The 25,286-nt window shown below is 46.5% G+C and carries 21 protein-coding genes; 11 read left to right on the top strand and 10 right to left on the bottom strand.

Translation table 11 applies throughout. From position 1 onward, the window contains the following. From nhaA to rppH, 6 genes are all read right to left on the bottom strand, one after another. Window positions 1-1,170: a Na+/H+ antiporter NhaA gene (nhaA, locus tag AYJ58_RS09060; protein ID WP_106649846.1), complete on the bottom strand. Its 1,170-nt coding sequence runs from the start codon at window positions 1,168-1,170 to the stop codon at window positions 1-3. A gap of 117 nt (window positions 1,171-1,287) precedes the next feature. Continuing rightward, complete coding sequence (thyA, locus tag AYJ58_RS09055) at window positions 1,288-2,082, bottom strand: thymidylate synthase (protein WP_106649845.1); 795 nt, start codon at window positions 2,080-2,082, stop codon at window positions 1,288-1,290. Further along, window positions 2,079-2,888 (bottom strand): prolipoprotein diacylglyceryl transferase, encoded by an 810-nt coding sequence (lgt, locus tag AYJ58_RS09050; RefSeq protein ID WP_106649844.1) that lies wholly within the window; start codon window positions 2,886-2,888, stop codon window positions 2,079-2,081. The genes thyA and lgt overlap by 4 nt, the downstream gene beginning before the upstream one ends. Window positions 2,889-2,930: 42 nt before the next feature. Next, window positions 2,931-3,731 carry a sulfite exporter TauE/SafE family protein gene (locus AYJ58_RS09045; protein ID WP_106649843.1) on the bottom strand — a complete coding sequence of 267 codons (801 nt, stop codon included), beginning with the start codon at window positions 3,729-3,731 and terminating at the stop codon, window positions 2,931-2,933. Between the two features lie 59 nt (window positions 3,732-3,790). After that, the gene (ptsP, locus tag AYJ58_RS09040) at window positions 3,791-6,025 is read right to left on the bottom strand and encodes a phosphoenolpyruvate--protein phosphotransferase (protein ID WP_106649842.1); all 2,235 of its coding nucleotides are present in this window, start codon (window positions 6,023-6,025) and stop codon (window positions 3,791-3,793) included. 23 nt (window positions 6,026-6,048) lie between these two features. After that, the gene (gene rppH, locus AYJ58_RS09035) at window positions 6,049-6,573 is read right to left on the bottom strand and encodes an RNA pyrophosphohydrolase (RefSeq protein WP_006080762.1); all 525 of its coding nucleotides are present in this window, start codon (window positions 6,571-6,573) and stop codon (window positions 6,049-6,051) included. Between the two features lie 690 nt (window positions 6,574-7,263). Between rppH and mutH the strand changes: the two genes are divergently transcribed. Together mutH and AYJ58_RS09025 are read left to right on the top strand one after the other, a co-directional pair. Then, window positions 7,264-7,935, top strand: a complete 672-nt coding sequence (gene mutH / locus AYJ58_RS09030; protein ID WP_106649841.1) for a DNA mismatch repair endonuclease MutH — start codon at window positions 7,264-7,266, stop codon at window positions 7,933-7,935. Between the two features lie 122 nt (window positions 7,936-8,057). Beyond that, the gene (locus AYJ58_RS09025; protein ID WP_006080760.1) at window positions 8,058-9,125 is read left to right on the top strand and encodes an adenylate/guanylate cyclase domain-containing protein; all 1,068 of its coding nucleotides are present in this window, start codon (window positions 8,058-8,060) and stop codon (window positions 9,123-9,125) included. 55 nt (window positions 9,126-9,180) lie between these two features. Here the strand turns inward: AYJ58_RS09025 and oxyR are convergent, their stop codons facing one another. The 3 genes from oxyR to AYJ58_RS09010 all read right to left on the bottom strand — a co-directional run bounded on the left by oxyR (window position 9,181) and on the right by AYJ58_RS09010 (window position 11,874). Beyond that, window positions 9,181-10,092 (bottom strand): hydrogen peroxide-inducible genes transcriptional activator OxyR, encoded by a 912-nt coding sequence (gene oxyR, locus AYJ58_RS09020; RefSeq protein ID WP_028760839.1) that lies wholly within the window; start codon window positions 10,090-10,092, stop codon window positions 9,181-9,183. A gap of 282 nt (window positions 10,093-10,374) precedes the next feature. Next, window positions 10,375-10,740: an Hpt domain-containing protein gene (locus AYJ58_RS09015; RefSeq protein WP_106649840.1), complete on the bottom strand. Its 366-nt coding sequence runs from the start codon at window positions 10,738-10,740 to the stop codon at window positions 10,375-10,377. A 204-nt stretch (window positions 10,741-10,944) separates the two neighbouring features. Continuing rightward, window positions 10,945-11,874, bottom strand: coding sequence for a TIGR01212 family radical SAM protein (locus AYJ58_RS09010; RefSeq protein WP_106649839.1), 930 nt, complete (start codon window positions 11,872-11,874; stop codon window positions 10,945-10,947). A 588-nt stretch (window positions 11,875-12,462) separates the two neighbouring features. Between AYJ58_RS09010 and gltB the strand changes: the two genes are divergently transcribed. From gltB to AYJ58_RS08970, 8 genes are all read left to right on the top strand, one after another. Beyond that, window positions 12,463-16,911, top strand: a complete 4,449-nt coding sequence (gltB, locus tag AYJ58_RS09005; RefSeq protein WP_106649838.1) for a glutamate synthase large subunit — start codon at window positions 12,463-12,465, stop codon at window positions 16,909-16,911. 6 nt (window positions 16,912-16,917) lie between these two features. Beyond that, complete coding sequence (locus AYJ58_RS09000; protein ID WP_106649837.1) at window positions 16,918-18,324, top strand: FAD-dependent oxidoreductase; 1,407 nt, start codon at window positions 16,918-16,920, stop codon at window positions 18,322-18,324. Window positions 18,325-18,639: 315 nt separating this feature from the next. Beyond that, complete coding sequence (locus AYJ58_RS08995; RefSeq protein WP_106649836.1) at window positions 18,640-19,350, top strand: 5'-methylthioadenosine/adenosylhomocysteine nucleosidase; 711 nt, start codon at window positions 18,640-18,642, stop codon at window positions 19,348-19,350. A gap of 22 nt (window positions 19,351-19,372) precedes the next feature. Then, complete coding sequence (locus tag AYJ58_RS08990) at window positions 19,373-20,362, top strand: cobalamin biosynthesis protein CobD/CbiB (protein WP_106649835.1); 990 nt, start codon at window positions 19,373-19,375, stop codon at window positions 20,360-20,362. Window positions 20,363-20,418: 56 nt separating this feature from the next. Then, the gene (locus tag AYJ58_RS08985; RefSeq protein WP_106651788.1) at window positions 20,419-20,796 is read left to right on the top strand and encodes a DUF2721 domain-containing protein; all 378 of its coding nucleotides are present in this window, start codon (window positions 20,419-20,421) and stop codon (window positions 20,794-20,796) included. Then, window positions 20,793-21,419: a trimeric intracellular cation channel family protein gene (locus AYJ58_RS08980; protein WP_006080751.1), complete on the top strand. Its 627-nt coding sequence runs from the start codon at window positions 20,793-20,795 to the stop codon at window positions 21,417-21,419. Before AYJ58_RS08985 ends, AYJ58_RS08980 begins: the two co-directional genes overlap by 4 nt. A 1-nt stretch (window position 21,420) precedes the next feature. Next, on the top strand, window positions 21,421-21,912 hold the full coding sequence (locus AYJ58_RS08975) for a nuclear transport factor 2 family protein (RefSeq protein WP_106649834.1): 492 nt from the start codon (window positions 21,421-21,423) through the stop codon (window positions 21,910-21,912). A gap of 126 nt (window positions 21,913-22,038) precedes the next feature. Further along, window positions 22,039-22,467 carry a hypothetical protein gene (locus AYJ58_RS08970; protein ID WP_006085051.1) on the top strand — a complete coding sequence of 143 codons (429 nt, stop codon included), beginning with the start codon at window positions 22,039-22,041 and terminating at the stop codon, window positions 22,465-22,467. 90 nt (window positions 22,468-22,557) lie between these two features. Here AYJ58_RS08970 and tyrS read toward each other — a convergent pair whose 3' ends face one another. Next, a complete protein-coding gene (gene tyrS / locus AYJ58_RS08965) occupies window positions 22,558-23,751 on the bottom strand; it encodes a tyrosine--tRNA ligase (RefSeq protein WP_012088587.1) in 1,194 nt (397 codons plus the stop codon). Between the two features lie 126 nt (window positions 23,752-23,877). On the opposite strand from tyrS, the gene AYJ58_RS08960 reads away from it, so the two are divergent. Next, window positions 23,878-25,284: a peptidoglycan DD-metalloendopeptidase family protein gene (locus tag AYJ58_RS08960; protein ID WP_106649833.1), complete on the top strand. Its 1,407-nt coding sequence runs from the start codon at window positions 23,878-23,880 to the stop codon at window positions 25,282-25,284. Window positions 25,285-25,286: the final 2 nt, after the last annotated feature.

Genomic DNA, 25,286 nt, shown 5'->3' with positions numbered 1-25,286 from the left:
TTATACTCCTTTATTAGGTAACACTTTTGATAACCAGAAATACCCGACTAACGCCGCCATAATCGAACCGATTAAGGTTCCGAGGCGCGCTAAGTCACCGTACATAGGATCTGCATGTTCAAAGGCTAACGACGCAATAAACATGGACATAGTAAAACCAATACCACACATGGCCGCGACAGGGGCAATTTGCTTCCAACTTACGCCATCGGGTAACTGAGCCAGTTTGAGTTTCACCGCAATATAGCTAAACACCATCACACCAATGGGCTTGCCTAACATCAGGCCCAGTGCAATACCAACGGGGACAGGAGAAATTAACGTCTCCAAATTCATATTACCGACATAAACCCCCGCATTGGCAAAAGCGAACACTGGTAGAATGAAGAAGGTGCTCCAAGGGTGCAAACTGTGCTCTAAGCCTTCCGAAGGTGAGCTGCCATCCTTTGCCCGTAATGGAATACAGAAAGCGATGATGACGCCAGCCAGAGTCGCATGCACTCCAGACTTCAGTACGGCGACCCAAAGGATCAATCCTAAAATGCCATAGGGTAAAAGTGAGGTGACCCCTTTACGGTTTAACCCAACCAAGCCCGCAATCGCTAAACTGGCAATCACTAAACTGATGGTTGATAGGTCGGTGCTGTAGAACAGCGCGATAATCACAATGACACCTAAGTCATCGATAATCGCTAAAGCAAGTAAGAAGACTTTCAGCGAAACGGGAACGCGGCTCCCAAGCAGCGCCATAATACCTAAAGCAAACGCAATATCCGTCGCGGCAGGAATCGCCCAGCCCGCTTGTGTGACCGGATCGCCATAGTTAAACAGTAAGTACACCCCAGCAGGGACTAACATGCCGCCAATGGCGGCAAAGGTAGGCAGAGAGGCTTGAGCAACACTCGATAAGGCACCTTCGAGTAACTCACGTTTAACCTCTAAACCAATCAGCAAAAAGAATACAGCCATCAGGCCATCGTTGATCCACAGAATTAGCGGCTTATGAATATCGAGCTCGCCAATTTTAACTTGTACGTCAGTGCCTAAAAAGCCTTGGTAAAGTCCAGATAAAGGGGAATTGGCCATCAGCATAGCTAAGGCAACAGCAACCAATAATAGGATACCGCCAGCCGATTCTTGGCTCAGAAAATTTCTAATTGCTTTTTCCATCGTGCACTCCTAAAAATCATAATGAATTGAGTGTAGACGAATTGTAACAACAAATATAATCGTAAGTTTCTCCCTAACACCTCGATTATCCCGAAGTGTCAGGCTAAAAAACATACATCACACAGCAACAGGGGCTTTGATATGAGGGTGTGGAGCGTAGTTTGTTAATTCAAAATCATCGAATTGATAGTCAAAAATCGACTCAGGTCTGCGTACAATAGTCATGGTCGGCAACGGTTTTGGATCACGACTTAACTGCAGTGCCGTCTGTTCCATATGATTAGAATATAAATGGGTATCGCCACCGGTCCACACAAAATCACCTAAGGCCAAGTCACATTGCTGGGCGACCATCATAGTTAACAAAGCATAGCTGGCAATATTAAATGGCAAACCAAGAAACACATCACAACTACGCTGATACAGCTGACAAGATAATTTACCATCGCCTACATAGAACTGAAAAAATGCGTGGCACGGCGCCAAGGCCATTTTATCCAGCTCGCCCACGTTCCACGCAGAAACGATAAGGCGGCGAGAATCTGGCTGAGATTTTATCTGAGCAATTACTTGTGAAATCTGATCGATAGCATCGCCACTCTGGGTTGGCCAGCTACGCCACTGGGCACCATAAACCGGTCCTAAATCGCCATTTTCATCGGCCCATTCATCCCAAATGCTGACCTTGTTTTCGCGTAAATAGGCAACGTTAGTTTCCCCCTTCAGGAACCACAGCAATTCGTGGATGATAGAGCGCATGTGGCATTTCTTGGTGCTTACCAAAGGAAAACCTTTGCTCAAATCGAAGCGCATTTGATAGCCAAATACTGAGCGAGTCCCCGTACCTGTGCGATCCGATTTATCCACACCTTCGGCTAAGATGTGCTTCATTAAGTCTAAATACTGTTTCATTGCTGCTTACCTTGCTTACGAAAAATCAAGTACAAACCGATTAACACCATAGGAATAGACAGTATCTGCCCCATGGTCATCAATCCCCAGTAGAGTCCCAACTGTGCATCGGGTTGTCTCACCGTTTCTACCATAATACGGAAAATACCGTAACTGACTAAGAACATACCAGAGACGGCACCAACTTTATCGGTACGTTTACTAAACCAGTAAAGTAAAAGAAATAACGCCACACCTTCAAGTGCAAATTGGTACAACTGAGAAGGATGGCGCGGTTCGGGGCCTCCAGTTGGAAACACCATGCCCCATGGCACGTCTGTGGTTCGGCCCCAGAGTTCACCATTAATAAAGTTACCAATACGCCCTGCGCCTAAACCAATAGGCACAACAGGTGCCACCATATCGGCTACCGCAAAGAAGGTGCGCTTTTGTTTCCAGGCGATATAAATCATCGCCGCTATCACGCCCATCAAACCGCCGTGGAAGGACATGCCGCCTTCGGAGATTTTAAATAAATATAATGGGCTAGCGAGGAAATAATCGAAATGATAAAAAAGCACATAACCGATACGCCCGCCCAATATCACCCCAAGAAAACCATAAAAGAGTAAATCTGACACTTGCTCCCGCGACCACACTCCCTTGGAGCGGTCAGCTTGTCGATTGAGCAACCACATAGCCGCAACAAATCCGACTAAATAGGTAAAACCATACCAACGCAGTGCAGGTTCAAAGGTTTGTCCAAACAGATTAAAGGGTCCAAATGATACGATAACGGGATCGATATTGGGGAAACTCAACGCCATAACACATCCATTAGCAGCCTCAAATAGAGGTAAACATAAAAACTAGGTCAGAATTAACTTAAGGCCGACACACAGCAATAACAGTGCAAATATCTTTTTAAGTACCGATGTTGGCCAAGTGCTTGCCGCTTTCACGCCAACGGGCGCCATCAGGACAGAAGTGATCACTAAACCAAACAAGGCTGGTAAAAAGATAAAACCTAAGGTGCCATAAGGTAACTCGGGCGCATTAAGGCCTGCGATGATATAGCCGAAACTGCCCGACAGGGAGATCAACAAACCTGTCGCCGCCGAAAACCCAACCGCGTAACGCATCTGCAGACCAAAGAAGGTTAAAAACGGCACTAACAATACCCCGCCACCAATTCCCATTAATCCTGCAATTACAGCGACGATCACAGCAACCACAAACAGAATAATTGAACTAGGTAATTCTCGGTTCGATTCAGTTTTAAGGGGATACGCCATCTGAATCGCCATTAAAATCACAAAAGCCGCAAAGCCTTGTTTAAGGGTTGCTGCAGGGATCTGTTCGGCAATGAAACCTGACATCAACGCACCGAGCACAATCCCAGGGAACATAGTACGAAACAATCCCCACGGCACGTTCCCCCGCTTGTGATGCGCTCGCATCGATGAGATAGAAGTGAGAATAATGGCCGCCAGCGAAGTGGCAATCGCAATATGGGGTAATTGCGCAGAAGTAATCCCAACGGAAGGCAGAATATAAAGCAGCGCAGGCACTACAATCAAGCCGCCACCGATACCTAATAATCCCGCCATAAAGCCGACAAATGCACCTAAAGCTAAGCAAATAAAGAACACCGACAACAAACTATCCACACGAGTACCTACAGCGTGATAAATTGAGGGCCTTAGCTTAAAGCAAAAGACAAGATTAGTTAATTAAGAATTGTCGAGAGACCTTGCTGGTTTAAATATTCTTTAACCAGCTCCCGCACTTGAAAGCCGTTTGATAGGCTCAAGGCTTGAGCGAGCAATTGATCTAAATCGGCCCTTGCAACACGGCGCAATAGATAATTAATTCGCGCTAAACTGCCCTGATTCATACTCAATTGATCGTATCCCATTGCCACCAACAAAATGGCGCCCATAGGCTCGCCCGCTAACTCTCCACAGATACTAATATCGAGTTTATGGTATCGACAATCGAGGTGCGCCTGATGCAAAGCCCGCAATATTCCTGGGTGATAACTGTCAAATAACGAGCTCACCCGCGGGTTATTACGGTCAACAGCCAGTAAATATTGGGTTAAATCATTGCTACCAACAGAGACAAAATCCACTCGTTTTGCCACATCATCCAACTGATATAACATGGCAGGCACTTCGAGCATAATGCCTATGCTTGGCATCACTATGTCGCTGTTAACATCGTTTTTTAATTCGACATAGGCTTGTTGCAAATATTCTAAGGATTGATCAATTTCATCTAAATTACTGACCATAGGCAGTAAAATACTTAATTGCTTACCGTCTCCACCAGCCTGCAACATGGCCCGTAACTGCACCAAAAATAATTCTGGATGATCCAGCGACAAACGGATCCCACGCCAGCCAAGGAAAGGATTGTCTTCTTTAATCGGGAAATACGGTAAAGGTTTATCACCGCCAACATCCAAAGTGCGCATCACCACAGGTCGACCGGACGCCGCCGACAAGACCTGTTGATACACTTTGACTTGCTCAGATTCACTCGGGAAGCGCTGTTGCAACATAAAAGGAATTTCAGTGCGATAAAGCCCAATACCGTCGGCGCCCTCTGCAATTTCAGAGGCCACACCACTGAGTAATCCCGCATTAAGATACAAGCGAATACGTGAACCATCGAGGGTTACCGAAGGCAGCGCTAATTCTTGGGCATACTGGCGTTGCAAAGCTTTTTGTGCCGAAATCAGGCTGCGATACTCTCCAACAATCGCCGGTGATGGCGACACCAATAACTGACCACGGCTTGCGTTTACGACTAGAAGTTTTTGGTCAATATTGGCGGATAACAGTTGCTCGACACCTGTAATAGCAGGCACACCTAAGGCACGGGCTAAAATGGCGGCATGGGAGTTTACGCCACCTAGCTCAGTGACAATACCCGCAAGCTTTTGCCTTGGGAACTCAGCCAACATAGTCGCATCGGCTTCACGGGTAATGAGGATTACGGGTTTATCGGGCTCAAGCTCTAGACGTTCTGGCTCAATAAGTTGGCGCAATACTTTTTGACCTAAGTCGCGAATATCGCTAGCCCGCTCCTTAAGGTAAGGATCTTCCATTGCTAAAAACTGTTGAATATAGCGTAGAGACACTCGGCTCACCGCCGACTCAGCAGCCCAACCTAATTGCACTTCACGGGTATATTCGCCGCCTAAACTAGCATCATCAAGCAGTAACTGTAATGCATTGAAAATGGAGACAACTTCGTCATCTTGCTCGCGATCAAACCGTTGAGATAAGGCACCTATCGCTTCTTTACAACGCACCATAGCCGTGGTTAAGCGACTCGATTCATAGGCAATATCGTCAGAACGCACCTCAGGCTGCTCAAGGGGAATTTCTCCACCAAGCACAAAAGCATAGGCAATGGCGATACCATTCGACGCCGACGTACCTTGAAATAGAATTTGTTGGTGGTGGGAACTGACTTGAGCTTTTTGTTTTAAACCGCGCACCGCCATCGCTAACTGGGCGGCGAGCGTCATCAGGAAGGCCTCTTCGCCTTCACTGAATTGACGGGCACTCGCCTGCTGTACCACTATCACCCCGACCACGGCTTTCTGGTAGATAATAGGTACAGCTAAAAAGGCACGGTATTCTTCTTCGGCAACTTCAGGGAAAAGTTTAAATCTGGGGTGAAGCCGCGCATCCGCTAGGTTAACGGCCTCTTCTCGCTGGGCAGCAAGTCCCACTAAACCTTCGGTCAGTGGCATACGTACCCGACCAACGGCGCTTTTTTCAAGACCGTCGGTTGCAGATAACACCAGTTCTTGCTCTTCTAGGATATAGATGGAGCAACATTGGGTTTCCATAGCCGCTTTAGTCGATGAGACTAAGACTTCTAGTGCGGTTTCCAAACTGTGGGCTGATGCCACAGCCTGAGTAATATCCCTAAGCGTATTTAACACTGTTTTCAATCCTCTTTTGAAAATCAGCCCGTTGTTTTTTGCCTTCCCCGTTTCCTAGGTATTTCTAGGGTCTGGAATGACAATGCCGTTACCGCAAACTCTTTCATCACCTTACGATAAACATCACGCTTAAATGACACGACTTGCCGCACAGGATACCAATAACTTACCCAGCGCCAATCGTCAAATTCAGGATGCCCAGAGGAACTTAAATTAATCGCACTATCTTGGCTTTTCAGTTGTAACAGAAACCACTTTTGTTTTTGCCCAATACACACAGGTTTACTGTCTTGCCTGACTAAACGCTTTGGCAAACGATAGCGTAACCAAGAACGGGTCGAGGTTAGGATATGCACGTGTTCGGGTCTTAGGCCCACTTCTTCATACAACTCACGGTACATTGCCTCTTCTGCTGTCTCGCCATCATCGACACCACCTTGAGGAAATTGCCATGAGTGTTGACCGAAGCGTCTGGCCCACATGACTTGGCCATATCTGTTACAAATTATAATGCCCACATTTGCGCGAAAGCCGTCGCTATCAATCACATGGACTCCAAATCACATTAAATTTTAATAAACTGATTGTTTCATAAAGCTAGTCTCTCAGCAAACCTCTATTTCACCCTAGACATTGGATAAAATCACACTTAAAAGACATTTATCAACAAAGCTAGGGGATGAAATGCGGGGATATCCACATTTTCTGTGGATATCTCTGTTTGAAACTCAGGTGAACTTGTTATAACGCTCAAAAAACATCTGTTTACCGCTATTTAAATAATTTAGAGTTAAAACTTAATTAAAAATAAATTCAACAACTTAAATAGATACCTTCATTTTAAAATGGCAAAAAAAACAATAAAGCTCACTATTTAACCAGTCAGAGGTATTTCTATAGTTCTCACAACACTACACAACTTTATACACAAATAGTGTCCACAACTGTCCACAAAAGCCGGAATAAATGCCCTTTATTCGCATTGACTTGGGGTTTTTATTAGGTTAAGGGACGCATTTTACTGAGTTATCCATAATATCTGTGGATAAGTGTGTGGGGAACGCAAGGGAAAGCAGAGAGTAACTTTGAACACTTTTTTGCAAAACGGGGAGTAACTCAGATATAAAATTTAAAATCAGGCACTTAGTTCAAAAGCATTCGTTATAATTTTACCCGAACTTTGACGCTCACTTTTTAACCGCCATTGCTAAGCGGTTATTTTTAAGTAAAATCCAACCATGAATCAAATTATCCCGCCCGAAAATCTCCCTGAGTTACTCGAACGCGCCCATCTGATGGCTGGCGTGAGTTTGGCGCAAATAGCAGCACAAAGAGGCTTAAATGTTCCCAAGGATCTTAAACGCGATAAAGGCTGGGTCGGCCAATTAATCGAAATGGAATTAGGCGCGACGGCGGGGTCTAAACCTGAGCAAGATTTTCTACATTTAGGGGTAGAACTTAAAACCATCCCCATAGATGCACAGGGGCGACCACTGGAGACCACTTATGTCTGCGTGGCACCGCTGTCAAATATCCAAGGGTTAACCTGGCAAAATAGCTTAGTCTGCCATAAGTTACAGCGAGTCCTTTGGGTACCTGTAGAAGGTGAACGGCACATTCCTGTAGGTGAGCGCCGCATCGGTACTCCGATATTATGGGAGCCTGATCCACAGGAGTTGCAATTACTGCAACAGGATTGGGAAGAGATCATGGAGCTTATCGCCCTAGGCAAAGTTGAGAAACTCACCGCACGCCATGGCGAAGTGCTGCAATTACGTCCTAAAGCTGCCAACAGTAAAGCGTTAACGCAAAGCATTGCCGAAGATGGCAGCCTCAAAATGACCAACCCTAGGGGCTTTTATTTAAAGACCAGTTTCACCGCCATGATACTTAATAAGGTTTTTGGTTAATATTTAGTGACGATATAGACTTGGATTGATCCAGATCACAAATTTCACTGGCACTAAGGTGACTCTTTTCTATAAACTACGGCATTCTGAAATCACAGCCGTATTCGGATACCCATCAAGCAGTGAGAGCACGTAGACAAGCGAAAAAACTCCTTTTTGCGATTTTAGCTTGGGCGATTGCCATGGCTGCATTCGTGTTTTTTCGATATGCCCAATCACCAGAACTGCCCCAATGGGCGGTAGGTTCGGCCGATCTCGCGACACTTGCTATTTATATGGGGATAATTTTTGGCAGTCTACATTGGATGTCGAACGTTATTGCCGATTTCAGTGCCATCAATCGCCTCCCCTATGTGTTTTCTGTCATCTTTAAAGGCTTGTTTTTATTACTTGGTGCGACGACGTTAGCGTACATGACTCAGTTCTTGAATATGTGGGCCATCGAAAATCATATGTCGACCCTTAGACAAATGTTGACAGCGCACATTCTCTATAGTCCTTCATTCCAAGCATTGATCGTCTATCTGGTGGTCGTGCGAGTCAGTTTAGCCTTCGTCGAGCAAATGGCGCTGTTAGTCGGCCCACGTATTCTGCTCAACATTGGTCTAGGTAAATACCACAAGCCAAGGTACGAGCAGCGATTATTCCTTTACCTAGACATGGTCGCCTCGACCACACACGCCGAATCACTTGGGGACTACCGCTTTAGTCGCTTGATCCAAGATAGCTTTAGCTTGCTGTCGGACACAGTGACCAATAACGAAGCGGAGATTTATCGCTATATGGGCGATGCCGTGTTGATCCACTGGCCGTTAGAAGAAGGGATAGTTCACGACCGCTGCATGAATATCTATTTTGAATTTAGTCAGCAACTTAATTGGCAAAGACGTTACTTTGAAGAACACTATGGCTTTGTGCCTAAGTTTAAAGCGGCGGCCCATTGCGGCCAAGTCGTCGCTGCAGTTGTTGGCGTGCAAAAACAAGAGATTAGTTTCTTTAGCGATGTACTCAATACCCTAGCGAGACTGCAAGATCAGTGTAACCCCTTGGGACAACGCATGTTGATCTCAGGCGCACTCGCGGGACGTTTAGATAACCCCAACACTCAGTATCACCTATCAAATCTAGGCCCAGTCAAACTCAAAGGGAAACAACACTCAATTGAAGTGTTTGGCGTTTCCCCGCTCTGATTTGTAATCGACTTTAAGCTTTAGCTTGAATTAATGCTTTGCAGTTACAGTCAGTTTATTCCTCGTCCTTAGCTAATAATTTTTGGATCATTAAACCTAAAGTGCGGAAAGTTAAGATCCGACTGGTGGTTTGACGCCAGACAAGGCCGATATCACGGTAAGGTGCCTCACCCGGTGGCGTCATCACCACTAAATCTGTGTCATTCAAAATACCCGCGTCAATGGCCATTTGCGGAAGAAACGTGGTGCCCAGTTTACTGTTCACCATCTGCACTAAAGTATGCAAACTGGTGGCGGCAAACGGATTGACTTTCGCACTATCACCTAGCTGACATGCAGTAATAGCATGGCCTGTGATGCAATGCTCACTTTGCAGAAGAAAAATACTCTCGTCCGGCAGAGTTTGATAATCAATAGGTTGATGTATGCCACCCGCTAAATCTTTGTGGGCCACCATTTTGAAAGGATCTATGCCCACTTTCATGCTGTGGTAACCGCTAGTATCAACGGGTAGTGCTAGGATCAATAAGTCCAGCTCTCCTTTACCCAAAGCATCTAACAAACGCTCAGTGGTATCTTCCTTCAATAATAAACTCATCGCCGGATAAGATTGCTGACACTGGCGGATCACACGACTCAATAGAAAAGGCGCTATGGTTGGAATACAGCCTAAGCGAATATCCCCCGTCATCGGCTCACCTTGATTTTTCACTAATTCCACCAAATCATCCACATCAGTGAGAATTTTACGGGCGCGCTGCACCACTTCTTCACCAATGGCGGTAAACATAAATGACTTATGGTCTCGCTCAATCAACTGATGCCCTAACTGCTCTTCTAGGTTTTGGATCCCACTTGAAAGCGTCGATTGACTGACAAAACACACCTTAGCGGCGCGGTTAAAATTCTGCTCTTGATGGAGATTCACCAAATAGAATAAGTTTTTTAAGCTAGGTAAACTTTTCATTTTCTCGATTGCCATTAAGGTTATGAATTAAGAAATTAAATCTACTTTAGCATAAGTGATGAGCAATAACGCGGCATAAGATATCAGGATTGTGACCCGAATCGATATTCAATCGGTTCGCCGTAAAACTTAAGTGGGAGTAACAAAATAAGATGGGAAAAGCGCTAACAAGAAAATGTCGAAAACAACAAACTTAATCGTAAAACCAATGCAAGATTCACTCAATTGAGCGCAACAATAGACATTATTGCTGCGCCTTAACTTACCTTAGCAAGTAATATTTTATGCTTTGGCTTGGAGGAATAACTTTAACTGTTGTAGGTCAGCGCTCGCATGTTCGACGATTTCAGCAACCCAAGCGCTGTGTTCAGCCTCCCATCTTGGCTCTTCACCGTGTTGTAATAACTGGGCGATTTGCTGAATGCGTTTTAAACCTACCGAACCTGCGGCACCTTTAAATTTATGCGCTTCTGAACATAAGGTATCTCTGTCTGCAGCGTCGTTAGCCTTCACTAGATTTCCTACATATTCAGGCATGAGCTGCTCAAATAACACCACACTCTTTAGTAAAGTACCGGCACCAATGGCGCTACAGTACTGTTCGAGAGTATTGAGATCTAGGATTACTTCTAATTCAACTGTGGCCATGAGGCCTCCCTTAAGTGGTCCAATGCTTAAAACGAATTTATCACATGATACCCGCTAAAATTGTCTGTGCAACTTATAGCGATATCCATGGTCAAATTCAGATTAAAATTAACAAAAAACAAACTAATAGTCGTAAGTAAACCCTTACAAAATAATAGCGACGACATAGCATTTAAGGAGGAAATGTATCCCACTAACTTGCCTCTATCGTTGCGCTAATACATGCCCTTGTCCACCATAAAGCTGTAAATTATCCACAATTGCCACCAATCCATCCCATCGATAGGCACACCAATCAGGCGCTAATAGCATAGGTTTTTTCGCATAAGCGGTGACGCGGTGGAAAATCACTTCCGCGGGTGTATTGCGGATCATCTCACCAACACTACGAGCATAATCTTCAAGACTCAGTAAAGATAAGCGCCCACTTCGCCACGCCTTGGCCATAGTGCTACCTTCGACGACATGCAAAGGATGCAGCTTCAAGCCATCAACGCCCTGCAGCAATACCGCCGCTAAGGTCGCCATATAATCGCTATGGATTTCATCGGGCAAGCCAAGAATAAGATGAGTGCACACCTTAAGACCGCGAGCTCTCGCCCTCGACACAGTGTCGCAATAACAGGCGAAATCATGGCCACGATTGATCTTGCGCAGCGTTTCATCTTTAGCGGTTTGCAACCCAAGTTCTAACCACACATCAACGCCGTTTGCCTGATAACTTGCCAGTAAATCCAGTACATTATCTGGCACACAATCGGGACGAGTTCCTACACACAGACCCACTATCTCGCCATCTTTAACGGCTTCATCGTACTTAGCCATTAACACCTGATACTCATCATAAGTGCTAGTGTAAGCCTGAAAATACGCTATAAATTTATCGGCTTGCGCCTGAGGTTTCGCCTCACGATAACGACTCTTACCCTGTTCGAGCTGCTCGGTAATACTCAGCACATCAGCAGTTTGGTGGCTAAATGACGCCACATTGCAGAAAGTACAACCTCCACGCCCCAAGGTGCCATCACGGTTAGGGCAGGTAAACTTGGCATCTATGGTGAGTTTTCGTAGTCGGGTACCATATCGCGCCTTGCAAACGGCACCAAAGGTGTTCACATATGCATCAAGCCCCATCAGAGCACCCACCAAATTTCATATCGCTTCATTAAGAATAACCAAGATAAAATCACAAATAGAAAAGAAAATACGTGAACAAATAGAAGAAAAAGCTTAGTGTAAACAAGGTAGCGAGTGGTTTCTTGGCGCTACATCAAATTCCCGCCTGACTCATACCCTTATTGTCATAAATGTGCGCATCCTCAAATTAACACACTAACCACTGAGATCTTGCTCACACTGATAATGAATAATAATTCAATAATTATAATTTTTTATTTAATTACTGTGTTTGCAATAAAAATCACTATTTCTAAATCAAAAACAATCCAACCTGCATGTTACATCTTGGTAAACCCACAGTTTCCTCATTTTTAAAATTCTTTTTATTCATAATGTTATACAGCACTTTTTACTGTTGACGTTAACGTAAAGCAATTATGATTTGTGTATGAAACATGAATTAATACCCATGTTTTATGCAAATTTTTGGTTTGACCTTTATTGAATCTCAGGCTAATTTGGGTGGTTCGGGTGCATATCTATAGAAAGTCTTTACATTTTCTCCCCGAGTAGTAATCAGTTGAGGTCTAGGGAGGTTTTTGTATGAGCTTATATCATCCCAGTTTTGAGCGGGACAATTGTGGTTTTGGGTTGATAGCACAGATGGATGGCGAAGCCAGTCATCGTATAGTGCGCACGGCAATCCATGGTCTAGATCGTATGAAGCACCGCGGTGGCATTGCCTCCGACGGTCGCACTGGCGACGGCTGTGGCTTATTAATGCAATTGCCAGTGCAATTTTTTGAAGCGATTGCCGCGGAAAATGATTGGCATTTGAGCCGTAAATTTGCGGTAGGTATGCTGTTTTTAAGTCAAGATGATGAACTGGCTGACCAAGCTAAGTTTATTCTTGAGCGCGAACTCGAGCGTGAAACCTTAAGTATTGCAGGCTGGCGCAAAGTGCCGGTCAATCCCGATGTATTAGGTGAAATCGGCAAGGCTAGCCTGCCACAAATCTACCAAGTGCTGATCAACGCCCCTATTGGCTGGCGTGAAAAAGACTTGGAACGCCGCCTTTATATGGCGCGTCGCCGCTTAGAGCAGCAGATCACCGATGACAAAGACTTCTATGTCGCGAGTTTGTCTGGCCAAGTTATCGTCTATAAAGGCTTAATGATGCCTGTAGACTTGCCCGCGTTTTATCCCGATCTCGCGGACATTCGCTTAAAAAGCTCTATCTGCCTATTCCATCAACGTTTCTCAACGAATACTTCTCCTAAATGGCCATTAGCTCAGCCGTTTAGATATTTAGCCCATAACGGCGAAATCAATACGATTACGGGTAACCGTCAATGGGCCCGCGCCCGCGCCTATAAGTTTAATTCACCGCTACTGCCAGATTTGCAGCAGGCCGCTCCCTTTGTGAATGAAACGGGCTCAGACTCTTCTTCCTTAGATAATATGCTGGAAATGCTGTTATCCGGTGGCATGGACTTATACCGTGCCATGCGTCTATTGATCCCGCCTGCTTGGCAAAGTAATCCAGAAATGGATGACGAATTAAAAGCCTTCTACGACTTTAACTCCATGCACATGGAGCCTTGGGATGGCCCAGCAGGTATTGTAATGACCAACGGTCGCCATGCTGCCTGCGCCGTTGACCGTAACGGTCTGCGTCCATCGCGTTATGTGATCACAAAAGATCGTATTTTGACCTTGGCCTCCGAAGTCGGTATTTGGGATTACGCCGCCGATGAAGTGATTGAAAAAGGCCGCGTTGGACCGGGTGAGTTACTGGTACTCGATACCTTAAACGGCCGCCTGTACCAATCCTTTGAAATTGATAACGACTTGAAACGTCGCCACCCTTATAAAGAGTGGATGGCGAAGAACAGCCGTACTTTAACGCCAGCGGAAGATTTAGCCTCTGAGCAGCACGGTGCCAGCGAGTTAAGCCCTGAGCTTTTACTGCAATACCAAAAACAATTTGGCTATACCCGTGAAGAATTAGAGCAAGTCATTTGGGTACTGGCAAAACAAGGTGAAGAAGCCACAGGTTCTATGGGCGACGATACGCCTATGGCGGTATTGTCGAAAAAGTCACGTTCACTGTATGACTATTTTAGGCAAAAATTCGCTCAAGTAACGAATCCACCTATCGACCCCTTACGTGAAAAACACGTTATGTCGTTGACCACTTGTATTGGCCGTGAACAGAACCTCTTCAATGAAACGACTGGGCATGCTTACCGGGTAATGTTCAATTCACCTATTTTATTATTCAGTGATTTTAACCAGTTACTGGGATTAGATAGCACTTACTACCGCGCCAATATTGTCGATTTAAATTACGAACCACAGGAAGGCTTAGAAAGTGCTATTCGCCGTATCACAGCCGAAGCCGAGCGTTTAGCCCGCAGTGGCACGACTTTGCTTATTCTGTCAGACAGAGCCATAGGTAAAACCGCGCAAGTGATCCCTGCGGCCATGGCGGTCGGTTCTGTGCAACAAATGCTGGTGAATAAGAGCCTGCGCTGCGACACCAACATTATTGTTGAAACCGCATCGGCGCGAGATCCGCATCACTTTGCCGTATTGCTTGGCTTTGGTGCCACCGCGATTTATCCGTACTTAGTGTATGAATCAATCTCTGAACTGGCGAAACGTCACCAGTTAACCGACACCACGGCATTGATGTTGAACTTCCGCTACGGCATCGAAAAAGGCCTGCGTAAGATCATGTCCAAAATGGGCATCAGCACTGTCGGTTCCTACCGTTGTAGCCAACAGTTTGAAGCTATCGGCATCGCCAGCGACGTGATTGAACTGTGCTTTAAAGGCGTGATTAGCCGTATCGAAGGCGTCAGTTTTGCTGAAATCGCCCAAGACCAAGCGATTCTGCACAAAGCCGCCTACCGCGCCCATGTGCCATTGCCGCAAGGTGGCTTACTGAAATACGTTGAAGGCGGCGAGTATCACTGCTTCAACCCTGATGTGGTCAACACCTTGCAGGCGTCATTGATTGACAAAAACTTCGCGACCTATAAAAAGTTCGCCGAACTCGTCGACAATCGTCCCGTGGCCACACTGCGTGACTTAATCGGTATTAAGGGTGCACAAGCATCGATTGATATCGCTAACGTCGAAGGCGCAGCGGGCTTGTATCAACGCTTTGACAGCGCAGCCATGAGTATCGGTGCCTTGAGCCCCGAAGCCCATGAAGCGCTGGCTATTGCGATGAACCGCTTAGGCGGCCGCTCGAACTCAGGTGAAGGTGGTGAGGATGCTCGCCGCTTTAATACTGAACGCAACTCTGCGATTAAACAGATTGCCTCGGCACGCTTTGGCGTTACGGCGCACTACTTAGTCAATGCCGATGTGTTGCAGATTAAAGTCGCCCAAGGGGCAAAACCCGGTGAAGGTGGTCAGTTACCCGGCCATAAAGTCAGCGTTGAAATCGCCGGACTGCGTCATGCGCGCCCTGGCGTAACCTTGATTTCACCGCCGCCGCACCACGATATTTACTCTATCGAAGATTTAGCCCAGCTGATTTTCGACTTGAAGCAAATCAATACTAAAGCGCTGATTTCAGTGAAACTTGTGTCAGAACCCGGTGTGGGCACTATCGCCACCGGCGTAGCGAAAGCCTATGCGGACATGATCACGATTTCAGGGTATGACGGCGGCACAGGTGCTAGCCCAATCACCTCAGTGAAGTATGCGGGCAGCCCATGGGAGCTAGGGTTAGCCGAAGTGCATCAATCGCTAGTGGAAAATGGTCTACGCCATAAAATTCGCCTGCAGGTCGATGGCGGCTTAAAAACCGGTACCGATGTGATTAAAGCCGCGTTGTTAGGCGCCGAAAGCTTTGGATTTGGCACTGTGCCTATGATCGCCCTAGGTTGTAAATACCTGCGTATTTGCCACTTGAACAACTGCGCAACTGGCGTGGCGACGCAAGATAAAAACCTGCGTGACAACCATTATCATGGTCTGCCAGAGCGAGTGATGACTTACTTTGAGTTTGTTGCACAGGAAGTGCGTGAATGGATGGCGGCCTTAGGGGTGAGTAAGTTTGAAGACTTAGTCGGTCGCAGTGAATGGTTATATGCCCTCGAAGGCCAAACCGCTAAGCAACAAGGCTTAGATCTGTCACCGATTTTGTATCAACCTAAGGTGCCAGCAACCTCGTCACGCACTTGGCAAGAAACCAATCCACCAGCGGATTTAGGGTTGCTGAACCAACATTTATTAAACGAGTGCCAAATCGCCGTCGATAAGGGCGAGTGTTTCGATGCCGCTTACAGCATCAACAATACCGACCGCTCCGTTGGCGCGACCTTGTCAGGCTATATCGCGAGTACGCTCGGCGTCAAAGGCACCAAAGCACCGGTCAAACTGAGCTTTAACGGCAGTGCCGGCCAAAGCTTTGGCGTGTGGAATAGCCCAGGCCTAGAGTTAAAACTCTGCGGTGATGCCAACGACTATGTGGGTAAAGGTATGTCTGGCGGCCAGATTGTCATCTACCCGCCAATTGGCAGCCCGTTCCAAAGTGAGCGCAGCGCCATTGTCGGTAACACCTGCCTTTACGGCGCGACGGGCGGCAAGTTCTTCGCCGCAGGTCAAGCTGGCGAGCGTTTTGCGGTCCGTAACTCAGGGGCGATTGCTGTGGTCGAAGGACTCGGTGATAACGGCTGCGAATACATGACTAGCGGCATAGTGGTTGTTCTTGGTAAAACAGGGGTAAACTTCGGCGCAGGTATGACAGGCGGCTTTGCCTATGTGTTCGATCAATTCGGCCGCTTTAATCGCCGTGTGAATACTGAGCTTGTCGATACGCAAAAACTTGACTCACCGATTCATCAACAACATTTAAAAGGTCTGATTGAAGCCCACGTGGCCGAAACGGGCAGTGAACATGCCAAGATGATCTTAAGTGATTTTGCTAACTGGTTGGATTGCTTCGTATTAGTAAAACCTAAAAATATTGCCGTGGCCGATCTGCTCAAGTTAGAGAAATCGAGCCCAGAATTAGTTGTAAAAGCGGGGTAATGGCGCATGAGTAACGATTTTCAATTTATTGAAGTGGGTCGCAAAGACCCCACCAAACACCCTGCGGCTAAACGTGCGACTCAGTTTATTGAGATTTATCAGCCTTTTGCTCAGCCTCAAGTGGCTGAGCAAGCGGACCGCTGTTTAGATTGCGGCAATCCATATTGTGAGTGGAAATGTCCGCTACACAATTATATTCCTAACTGGCTCAAGCTAGCGGAGCAAGGTCGCATCATGGAAGCCGCAGATTTAGTGCATGAGACCAACACGCTACCCGAAATCTGCGGCCGTGTTTGCCCACAGGACAGACTCTGCGAAGGCGCTTGTACTCTGAACGACGACTTTGGCGCTGTCACTATCGGTAATGTCGAAAAATACATTACCGACACAGCGATCGCCCAAGGCTGGCGCCCCGATATGAGCAAGGTCACACCACGCCCTGAACGAGTGGCGATTGTCGGTGCGGGTCCTGCGGGTTTAGGCTGCGCGGATATTCTGTCTCGCAACGGTGTTAAAGCTGTGGTCTTTGATAAATATCCACAAATTGGTGGTCTACTCACCTACGGTATTCCGTCTTTTAAACTCGACAAAGCCGTTATGGCGACCCGTCGCAGTGTATTAGAAGGCATGGGTATTGAGTTCAAACTCGGGGTTACTGTCGGTAAAGACATCCCATTTACTAAACTGCTCGAAGAATACGATGCAGTATTCCTTGGTATGGGCACCTATACCGCGATGAAAGCAGGCCTTGAGGGTGAAGATGCCCAAGGCGTATACCAAGCCCTGCCCTATTTGATTGGTAATACCCACCATTTAATGGGCACGCAAGATGCGCAATCGCCCTACCTGAACCTTGAAGGTAAACGTGTGGTGGTATTAGGCGGTGGTGATACTGCGATGGATTGTGTGCGCACAGCCGTTAGACAAGGTGCCAGCAGCGTAGTCTGTGCTTACCGCCGTGATGAGGCCAACATGCCGGGTTCACGCCGCGAAGTACAAAATGCGCGGGAGGAAGGCGTTAACTTCCTGTTTAACCGTCAACCTGTGGCGATTAAAACCCAAGATGGCAAAGTGATCGGCATTGAATGCGTTGAAACCGCCATGGGCAAGGCCGATGCAAGCGGTCGTCAACGCGCCGAAGCGATTGCGGGGAGCGAACAGTTGCTCGAAGCCGATGCGATCATTATTGCCTTTGGTTTCCAACCTAGCCCAGCACCTTGGTTTGCCGAACACGGTATCGAGCTAGATCAATGGGGACGAGTCAAAGCGAGTAAGTTAGACGAAAATCCATTCCAAACCACCAACCCGAAAGTATTTGCCGGTGGTGATATGGTGCGTGGTTCTGATTTAGTCGTGACAGCCATTGCCGAAGGTCGTGATGCTGCTCAAGGTATTCTTAACTACTTGGACTAAGCGCTAAGCTTAAACGCCAATGTGTTAGTTTTATCCCTAAAAAACTGTTTTACCGCTGTCATTTATCAAGTACTGCAATGGCTGGACTTAGTCAAACAAGTCCAGCCATTTGTTTGTGACTTGTCGCCATCGGTTGATGGAAAAATAGATATAAGCGCGCATCTTATGAGCGTACTTTTCCGTTAACCCTCCCGCATTTTACCGCGCCATTATCAAGCAATCCCAATCTCACCATAACGACTGCATAAAACTGTGTGGTATATTAGCCAGCATTCTCGTGTCCCACTCTTAAGTGTTGAATCAAAAAGGTCTCCCATGAAAATTGGAATTATTGGCGCAATGGAGCCAGAAGTCGCTCACCTGATCGCCGCCATGACAAACGCGACATCGCAAACCATTGCTGGTATTGAATTTATTGCAGGTACACTCGCAGGTAAAGACGTAGTCGTGACTCGTTCAGGCATAGGTAAAGTCGCCGCAAGTATTGCGACCACACTGCTCATCGAAAAATATGCGCCAGATGCGGTGATCAACACAGGTTCTGCCGGTGGTTTTGTCGATACGTTGGCCATTGGCGATATCGTGATTTCTTCTGAAGTACGTCACCATGATGTGGATGTCACCGCCTTTGGTTATGAAATTGGCCAAATGGCACAGCAACCCGCTGCGTTTATTCCTGCCGCACATTTAGTTGAAGCCGCTAACAAAGCGATTGCTCAGCTGGGTGAAGTCAAAGCAATTGAAGGTTTGATTTGTACTGGCGACAGCTTTATTTGCGATCCTGTTCGCACCCAAGCCATGCTCAAAAACTTCCCGACTATGGCCGCCTGTGAGATGGAAGGCGCGGCAATCGCTCAAGTTTGTCATCAGTTTAGTGTGCCATTTGTGGTTATCCGCTCTTTATCGGATAACGCCAACAATGACTCGCCAGTGGATTTTGATTCTTATATTGTCAAAGCGGGTTACCACTCGGCGTTGATGGTGATGCTGCTACTTGAGCAACTGAATCCTGACTCAGTAAAGTAATCACTTAAGCGGAAAGTACCGAATGCACACCTCTTTTTATCAACAACTTGTCGAGATAGATGGCGCTTTGTTTGAAGGCTTTTTGGTACTTTTTTTTGCTTTGTTATTGGCGCGCTTAGCACCATTGCCACGGGAAATGCAGCCGCTTATTTGGTTTAGCCATTTAGCCAAGCAACTCGCCGCCAAAGTGAATCGCCCTGAACGATCTCCAAGCCAACAAGCCACAGCAGGCTTTTTAGCTATGTTGCTGTTACTGTTCCCGTTTTGGGCCATTATCACCTTTTTGCTCGAACTGGCCGCCTTTCCATGGTTTTTCGAATTTTTGGTGCTTTATCTGTGTTTAACCGATGCAGGATTTAGCCAAGTTGCCGATGAAATCGCTAAGGCCTTAAAACGTGGAGACAATGCCAGCGCAAAAAAGCTATTACAGCCTTGGGTGCTGCGCGATACCGATAGTTTGTCGGAAATAGGCCTAGCCAAAGCCACCATAGAAAAACTCGCTACGGCGCCTATTTACGGCACAGCATCGACCATTTTCTTTTTCGCTATTGCTGGAGCACCGCTAGTGCTGGCGGTGCGTATGCTCAAACAACTCGAATTAAGCTGGCCACCCATTCAACCAAAGTATCAACATTTTTGCAGTACTGTGAATGGTGTATCCATTATCTTGCTGGCGATTCCGGCTTGGTTGTGGAGCCTGTCGCTCGCCATTCAAGGCGGGCCTAAGGCGTTTGCAAAACTTTTTAGAGCCCCTAAAAATCATCACGCTATTCGAGGTTATGTTCTCAGTGTGAATCTCGTGGCCAGTATTTTGAGAATCGAACTCGGTGGACCACAGAAGTTTGCTGGCGTGCGTATTAATGTGGACAAACTACGTTATGGTCCGCAGCCAACCAGTGATGACATCACGCCTGCAATCAAGCTGACCTCACGTGCCTGTGCTATCTGGTTTAGCTTTATCATTATACTGCCCTTGTTATGGGCAAGTTTACGTTGGTTACAAAGCCTGTGATATGATGCCGCATTATCTCAACGTGAAGTTAAAGGCTGACCATCTTGCTCGAAAACATGCATATTTCATTAACAACACCTGCGTTGTTATTTCCTGCTATCTCATTGTTACTATTAGCTTATACTAATCGTTTTTTTGCTCTCGCGGCATTAATACGGAGCTTAAGCAGTGGTGAGAAACCCGTTCATAAAGATCAAATCAAAAACCTGAGTCAACGCATTTCCATTATTCGTCGTATGCAAGAAGCGGGCGTATCTAGCTTTGCCCTGTGCGTACTGTGCATGATTTTCATCTATGTCGGCTTTAATAAAACTGGCTCAGTGATTTTTGGCGCTAGTCTGCTATTACTGCTCTATTCACTGATTTTATCTGTGATTGAAATTCGCATCTCTGTGGACGCATTAAATATACATATCAAAGAGATGAGTAAATGAGCCAGTGGATCTACTTTTTTGATTTATGGGGTACTGCTGTATTTGCACTTTCTGGCGCACTCGCCGCTGGACGCCATAGAATGGACCCCTTTGGTGTCATAGTACTCGCCTCGGTTACCGCTGTGGGCGGTGGCAGTATTCGGGATGCCTTGATTGGCGCGACGCCTGTGTTTTGGATCCGCGATCCCAATTACATCATAGTGATCCTCGCAACTGTGCTCGCCTGTTTGCTGTTAGTGCGTCGACCTCGTAAGGTGCCCGAATATATTTTGCCGGTCGCCGATGCCTTTGGATTAGCCTTGTTTACTGTGATTGGTGCCGAAAAAGCCCTTAATATGGGCTTAAGTGGCATGATTGCCGTGGTTATGGGCTTGATCACAGGCGTGGGAGGAGGCATTATTCGAGACTTACTGTGCAGACAAGTTCCTATGGTGTTACGTACAGAAGTCTATGCCACAGCTTCAATCATTGGTGGTATCGGCTATACCGTGAGTTTAGCCTACGGTATGGGCGAGAAAACGGCGCTGTTTCTGGCGATGACCAGTGCCCTATTTATCCGCTTAAGCGCCATCAAGTGGCATCTGTCGTTACCGGCCTTTGATCTCAAAACCAAGAGGGAATAGTTTGCGAATATTGTGTCTTATTTTGTGCCTCATTTTTGTGCCAGCCCTCAATCCTGCAGCGGCGCAAGCCAACTCAGGTGAAATGCCGCAAGAACAGCTGTTAGCCGTAAAGTATATGAATGCGCTAACCGAACACGACTATAAGACACTACGAAAATTCTATAACCGCGACAGTATCTTCTTCGACAAAACCGCTAACCGTAAATACACCGGCGGTCGCTTTATCATCGACTTTCTTGAGCGCGCCCATGAGGGCGTACTCGAGTACGACTTCAACATAGAACATATGTATAACGCCGGCTCTTTGGTAGTAATGATAGGTAACTATCACTTCAAAGGGCCGGGCGAGCAATTCGGCAAACCTGGCAAAATCATCGACATCGCTATTCCTGGCGTCACTAGCCTTAAACTCGATATGCTCAACAATAGGGTGACTGAGCATGTGGATCTTATCGATTACCAGACCATGTCTGATCAATTAGCGATGCAGTAGTCACAAAATTTCCCCGTCTTTGAAACTTGATCCCTAAAAACGGGTCGAAACTAACAATGAGCCAATACCACTGCGTATTTCACCTTAGCTAGGTTGACTGAGTCGTTTCGTTTCAATGAGGTTTGTATGAAGTTTTTTGGATTGATAGCCCTACTCGCCCTTAATGGCTTAATGCTGGCTCCCAAAGCACAGGCCTTACAGCCCATAATCGTGTCTTACGCCGTTCAGCCCGTCAGTCATTTTAATCAGCAGCTGCGTGTCGCTCAGGCGCAACATCAACCTTGGTCGGAAGACCCAAGTCAGATCAGCAGCCAATACGCAGGCAACAAATTTACCTTAGTGCGAACCCAAACCAATAAAGACAGCATTTTGACCTATCAGGTGAGCGAGCTCTCCAAGCAACATCCACAAATGCTGTTGATTATTTCCTTAAAGCAGAATGCAAAACAATGGCAGGTAAGTTCGGCGCAACTGGCGTGGAAATGCAGTGGTGGGCAACACTTTGGCACCGACAGATGTAATATCGCCGAGCACGAGGCCAACACAGCGCCTTAATCTTATGGGGGGAAACAGACTTAAAAACAAAGAGCGCTCTAAGGCGCTCTTTTTGTTCGATTAACGACTTTTCATTTAACAGACAATGGCTTAAACCAAAGTCACTTTGGCAAATTTGCGTTTACCGACTTGGAATACCGCGACAGTACCAGCAGACAAAGTCATACGGCTATCGTCCAGCTTTTCGCCGTCCATCTTCACCGCGCCTTGCTTGATCATCCGCATCGCTTCTGAAGTCGATGCTACTAAATCAGCATCTTTCAACAGATTTGCAATCGCAATACCTTCACCCGCCACTAACTCGATTTCTTCGATATCGTCAGGGATCATGCCCTTAGCACGGTCAACAAAAGCTTGATGCGCGCTTTCTGCAGACGCTTCATCGTGGAAACGTGTGATGATTTCTTTAGCCAAGGCAATTTTAATGTCGCGTGGGTTAGACCCATTGGCCACATCTTGCTTAAACTGCTCAATTTCAGCCAGTGGACGGAATGATAGCAGCTCAAAGTAGCGCCACATTAAATCGTCCGAAATTGACATCAGCTTGCCAAACATTTCGTTGGCAGGTTCGCTCACGCCAATATAGTTGTGTGCCGATTTAGACATTTTCTTCACGCCGTCTAAACCTTCGAGCAGCGGCATCATGATCACAGCTTGTGGCTTTTGGCCTTCCGCTTTTTGCAGTTCACGGCCCATTAACAGGTTGAACTTTTGATCTGTACCACCCAGCTCTACATCGGCCTGCAGCGCAACTGAGTCGTAACCTTGCAGCAGCGGATACATAAACTCATGAATCGCAATAGATTGACCCGAGGCATAACGCTTCTTAAAGTCATCACGCTCCATCATACGAGCCACAGTTTGCTTGGAAGCAAGGCGGATCATCCCCGCTGCGCCCAATGGCTCTAGCCAGCTTGAGTTAAATTCGATACGGGTTTTAACTGGATCAAGTATCTTATAAACCTGTTCTTTATAGGTTTCGGCGTTCGCTAATACTTGCTCACGGGTTAACGGTGGACGCGTACTGTTTTTACCGCTTGGGTCACCCACCATACCAGTAAAGTCACCAATCAAAAAAATGACTTCATGACCTAACTCTTGGAATAACCTTAATTTATTTAAGATTACTGTGTGTCCAAGATGGATGTCCGGAGCGGTAGGATCGGCGCCTAACTTAATACGGAGTGGACGTCCTTCTTTGAGTTTTTCCAGCAGATCCGCTTCGAGTAAAATCTCATCGGTACCACGTCTAATTTCTGCTAATACTTGGTCTAAATCAGCCATCTCGGCAGGGACTCCTAAGGCCATGATCATAAAATGAAGAGACTTATGTTACTTGTTAGCCACCACAATTGAAAGTGTGTACACTAACGGGATTATTTAAGTCTCTGGTTATTGGTATCGGCGTCAATGGGAAAGGTTATAACGTTATTTAAATTGTTGCCTAAAAAGCATCAAATTCTCCTCAGCATTCTTTCAGTTATCACTATGATAACCATGCTACTCCCTTCTGAAGAAGCGCAAGCTTCAAGACAAACCACTAGCATTGATGACCAAGCTCAAATCAACACCCGTTATGATGTGCCTTTAGCGTTTCGCTCGCCTGAACGTCCTGAGTTATTAGAGGGCCAAACAGACAATGCGCCCACCAATGCTGCACCATTATCATCAACCGACGCGCTTGCCGCGGGTGATGCTAATAATCCAGCGACAGAATCCTTAGAGAGTGCCCATCACAGAGATGTCGAGCATTTTAACGTTAAAAACGGTGACACCTTAGCCGCAGTATTTGATCGCGCAGGATTAACCAGTAAAGACGTGTATGAAATCACCCAACTTCCCTTGGCCAAACAAAACTTACTTAAGATTATGCCGGGCGAAGAAATCGTGATTTCAAAGGATGCCAATGGTGATTTGACCGAAGTGCGTTATCGCGTCAATGCAATTTCAACCTTAGTGATTACTAAGAATCAAGAGCAATACCAAGAAAAAATCTCTGAGAAGGATGTGGAAATCCGCAGCCATTTCACCAGTGCTAAGATTAAGAGCAACTTCTGGAACGCCGCCGTCGATGCAGGCATGAGTGCAAATCAGATCATGCAATTATCGACCGTATTTGGCTGGGACATCGACTTCGCCTTAGATTTACGCGAAGGCGACAGCTTTGCCATTATTTATGAGCAAGAATATGCCGATGGTGAATTTTTGCGTAACGGCAATATCTTAGCCGCAGAATTTGTAAACCAAGATGAGCGCTATACCGCCATTCGCTATACCGACGGCAACTATTATTCCGAAAATGGCACTAGCATGCGTAAAGCCTTCTTACGCTCACCAGTCGATTTTAAATATGTCAGTTCCAACTTTAATCCAAGGCGTTTACACCCAGTAACGGGCCAAGTCAAAGCCCACCGCGGAGTGGATTATGTCGCCGCCATTGGCACACCCATTAAAGCGGCGGGGAGCGGACGCGTCATCGAAGCGGGCTACAATCAATTCAACGGTAACTATGTGTTTATCAAACACAACGATACCTATACCACCAAATATCTTCACCTCACTAAGCGCAACGTCAGCAAAGGAGCCAGCGTTAAGCAAGGGCAAATCATAGGTACATTAGGTAAAACGGGGCGCGTCACGGGTGCGCATTTGCATTACGAATTTATCGTCAATGGCGTCCACCGCAACCCAAGAACCATAACGCTACCTAAAGCCGAATCAATTGCGAGAAAAGAAAAACATCAATTTGATGCACTCAGCCAGCAATTGATGACTACACTTTCGCAAAACAAGCAAACGCAATTGGCAATGCAATAACG

Source organism: Shewanella sp. Pdp11 (assembly GCF_002838165.1).
Lineage (GTDB): Bacteria > Pseudomonadota > Gammaproteobacteria > Enterobacterales > Shewanellaceae > Shewanella > Shewanella hafniensis.
The sequence above is the reverse complement of the archived record's forward strand: the minus strand, read 5'-3'. Positions and strand labels throughout refer to the sequence as shown.

Excerpts from the sequence above, each read along its gene's own strand:
- nhaA (WP_106649846.1), bottom strand. The coding sequence starts at position 1,170 with ATGGAAAAAGCAATTAGAAATTTTCTGAGCCAAGAATCGGCTGGCGGT.
- thyA (WP_106649845.1), bottom strand. The coding sequence starts at position 2,082 with ATGAAACAGTATTTAGACTTAATGAAGCACATCTTAGCCGAAGGTGTG.
- lgt (WP_106649844.1), bottom strand. The coding sequence starts at position 2,888 with ATGGCGTTGAGTTTCCCCAATATCGATCCCGTTATCGTATCATTTGGA.
- mutH (WP_106649841.1), top strand. The coding sequence starts at position 7,264 with ATGAATCAAATTATCCCGCCCGAAAATCTCCCTGAGTTACTCGAACGC.
- oxyR (WP_028760839.1), bottom strand. The coding sequence starts at position 10,092 with ATGAAAAGTTTACCTAGCTTAAAAAACTTATTCTATTTGGTGAATCTC.
- AYJ58_RS09015 (WP_106649840.1), bottom strand. The coding sequence starts at position 10,740 with ATGGCCACAGTTGAATTAGAAGTAATCCTAGATCTCAATACTCTCGAA.
- AYJ58_RS09010 (WP_106649839.1), bottom strand. The coding sequence starts at position 11,874 with ATGGGGCTTGATGCATATGTGAACACCTTTGGTGCCGTTTGCAAGGCG.
- gltB (WP_106649838.1), top strand. The coding sequence starts at position 12,463 with ATGAGCTTATATCATCCCAGTTTTGAGCGGGACAATTGTGGTTTTGGG.
- AYJ58_RS09000 (WP_106649837.1), top strand. The coding sequence starts at position 16,918 with ATGAGTAACGATTTTCAATTTATTGAAGTGGGTCGCAAAGACCCCACC.
- AYJ58_RS08995 (WP_106649836.1), top strand. The coding sequence starts at position 18,640 with ATGAAAATTGGAATTATTGGCGCAATGGAGCCAGAAGTCGCTCACCTG.
- AYJ58_RS08990 (WP_106649835.1), top strand. The coding sequence starts at position 19,373 with ATGCACACCTCTTTTTATCAACAACTTGTCGAGATAGATGGCGCTTTG.
- AYJ58_RS08985 (WP_106651788.1), top strand. The coding sequence starts at position 20,419 with ATGCATATTTCATTAACAACACCTGCGTTGTTATTTCCTGCTATCTCA.
- AYJ58_RS08980 (WP_006080751.1), top strand. The coding sequence starts at position 20,793 with ATGAGCCAGTGGATCTACTTTTTTGATTTATGGGGTACTGCTGTATTT.
- AYJ58_RS08970 (WP_006085051.1), top strand. The coding sequence starts at position 22,039 with ATGAAGTTTTTTGGATTGATAGCCCTACTCGCCCTTAATGGCTTAATG.
- tyrS (WP_012088587.1), bottom strand. The coding sequence starts at position 23,751 with ATGGCTGATTTAGACCAAGTATTAGCAGAAATTAGACGTGGTACCGAT.
- AYJ58_RS08960 (WP_106649833.1), top strand. The coding sequence starts at position 23,878 with ATGGGAAAGGTTATAACGTTATTTAAATTGTTGCCTAAAAAGCATCAA.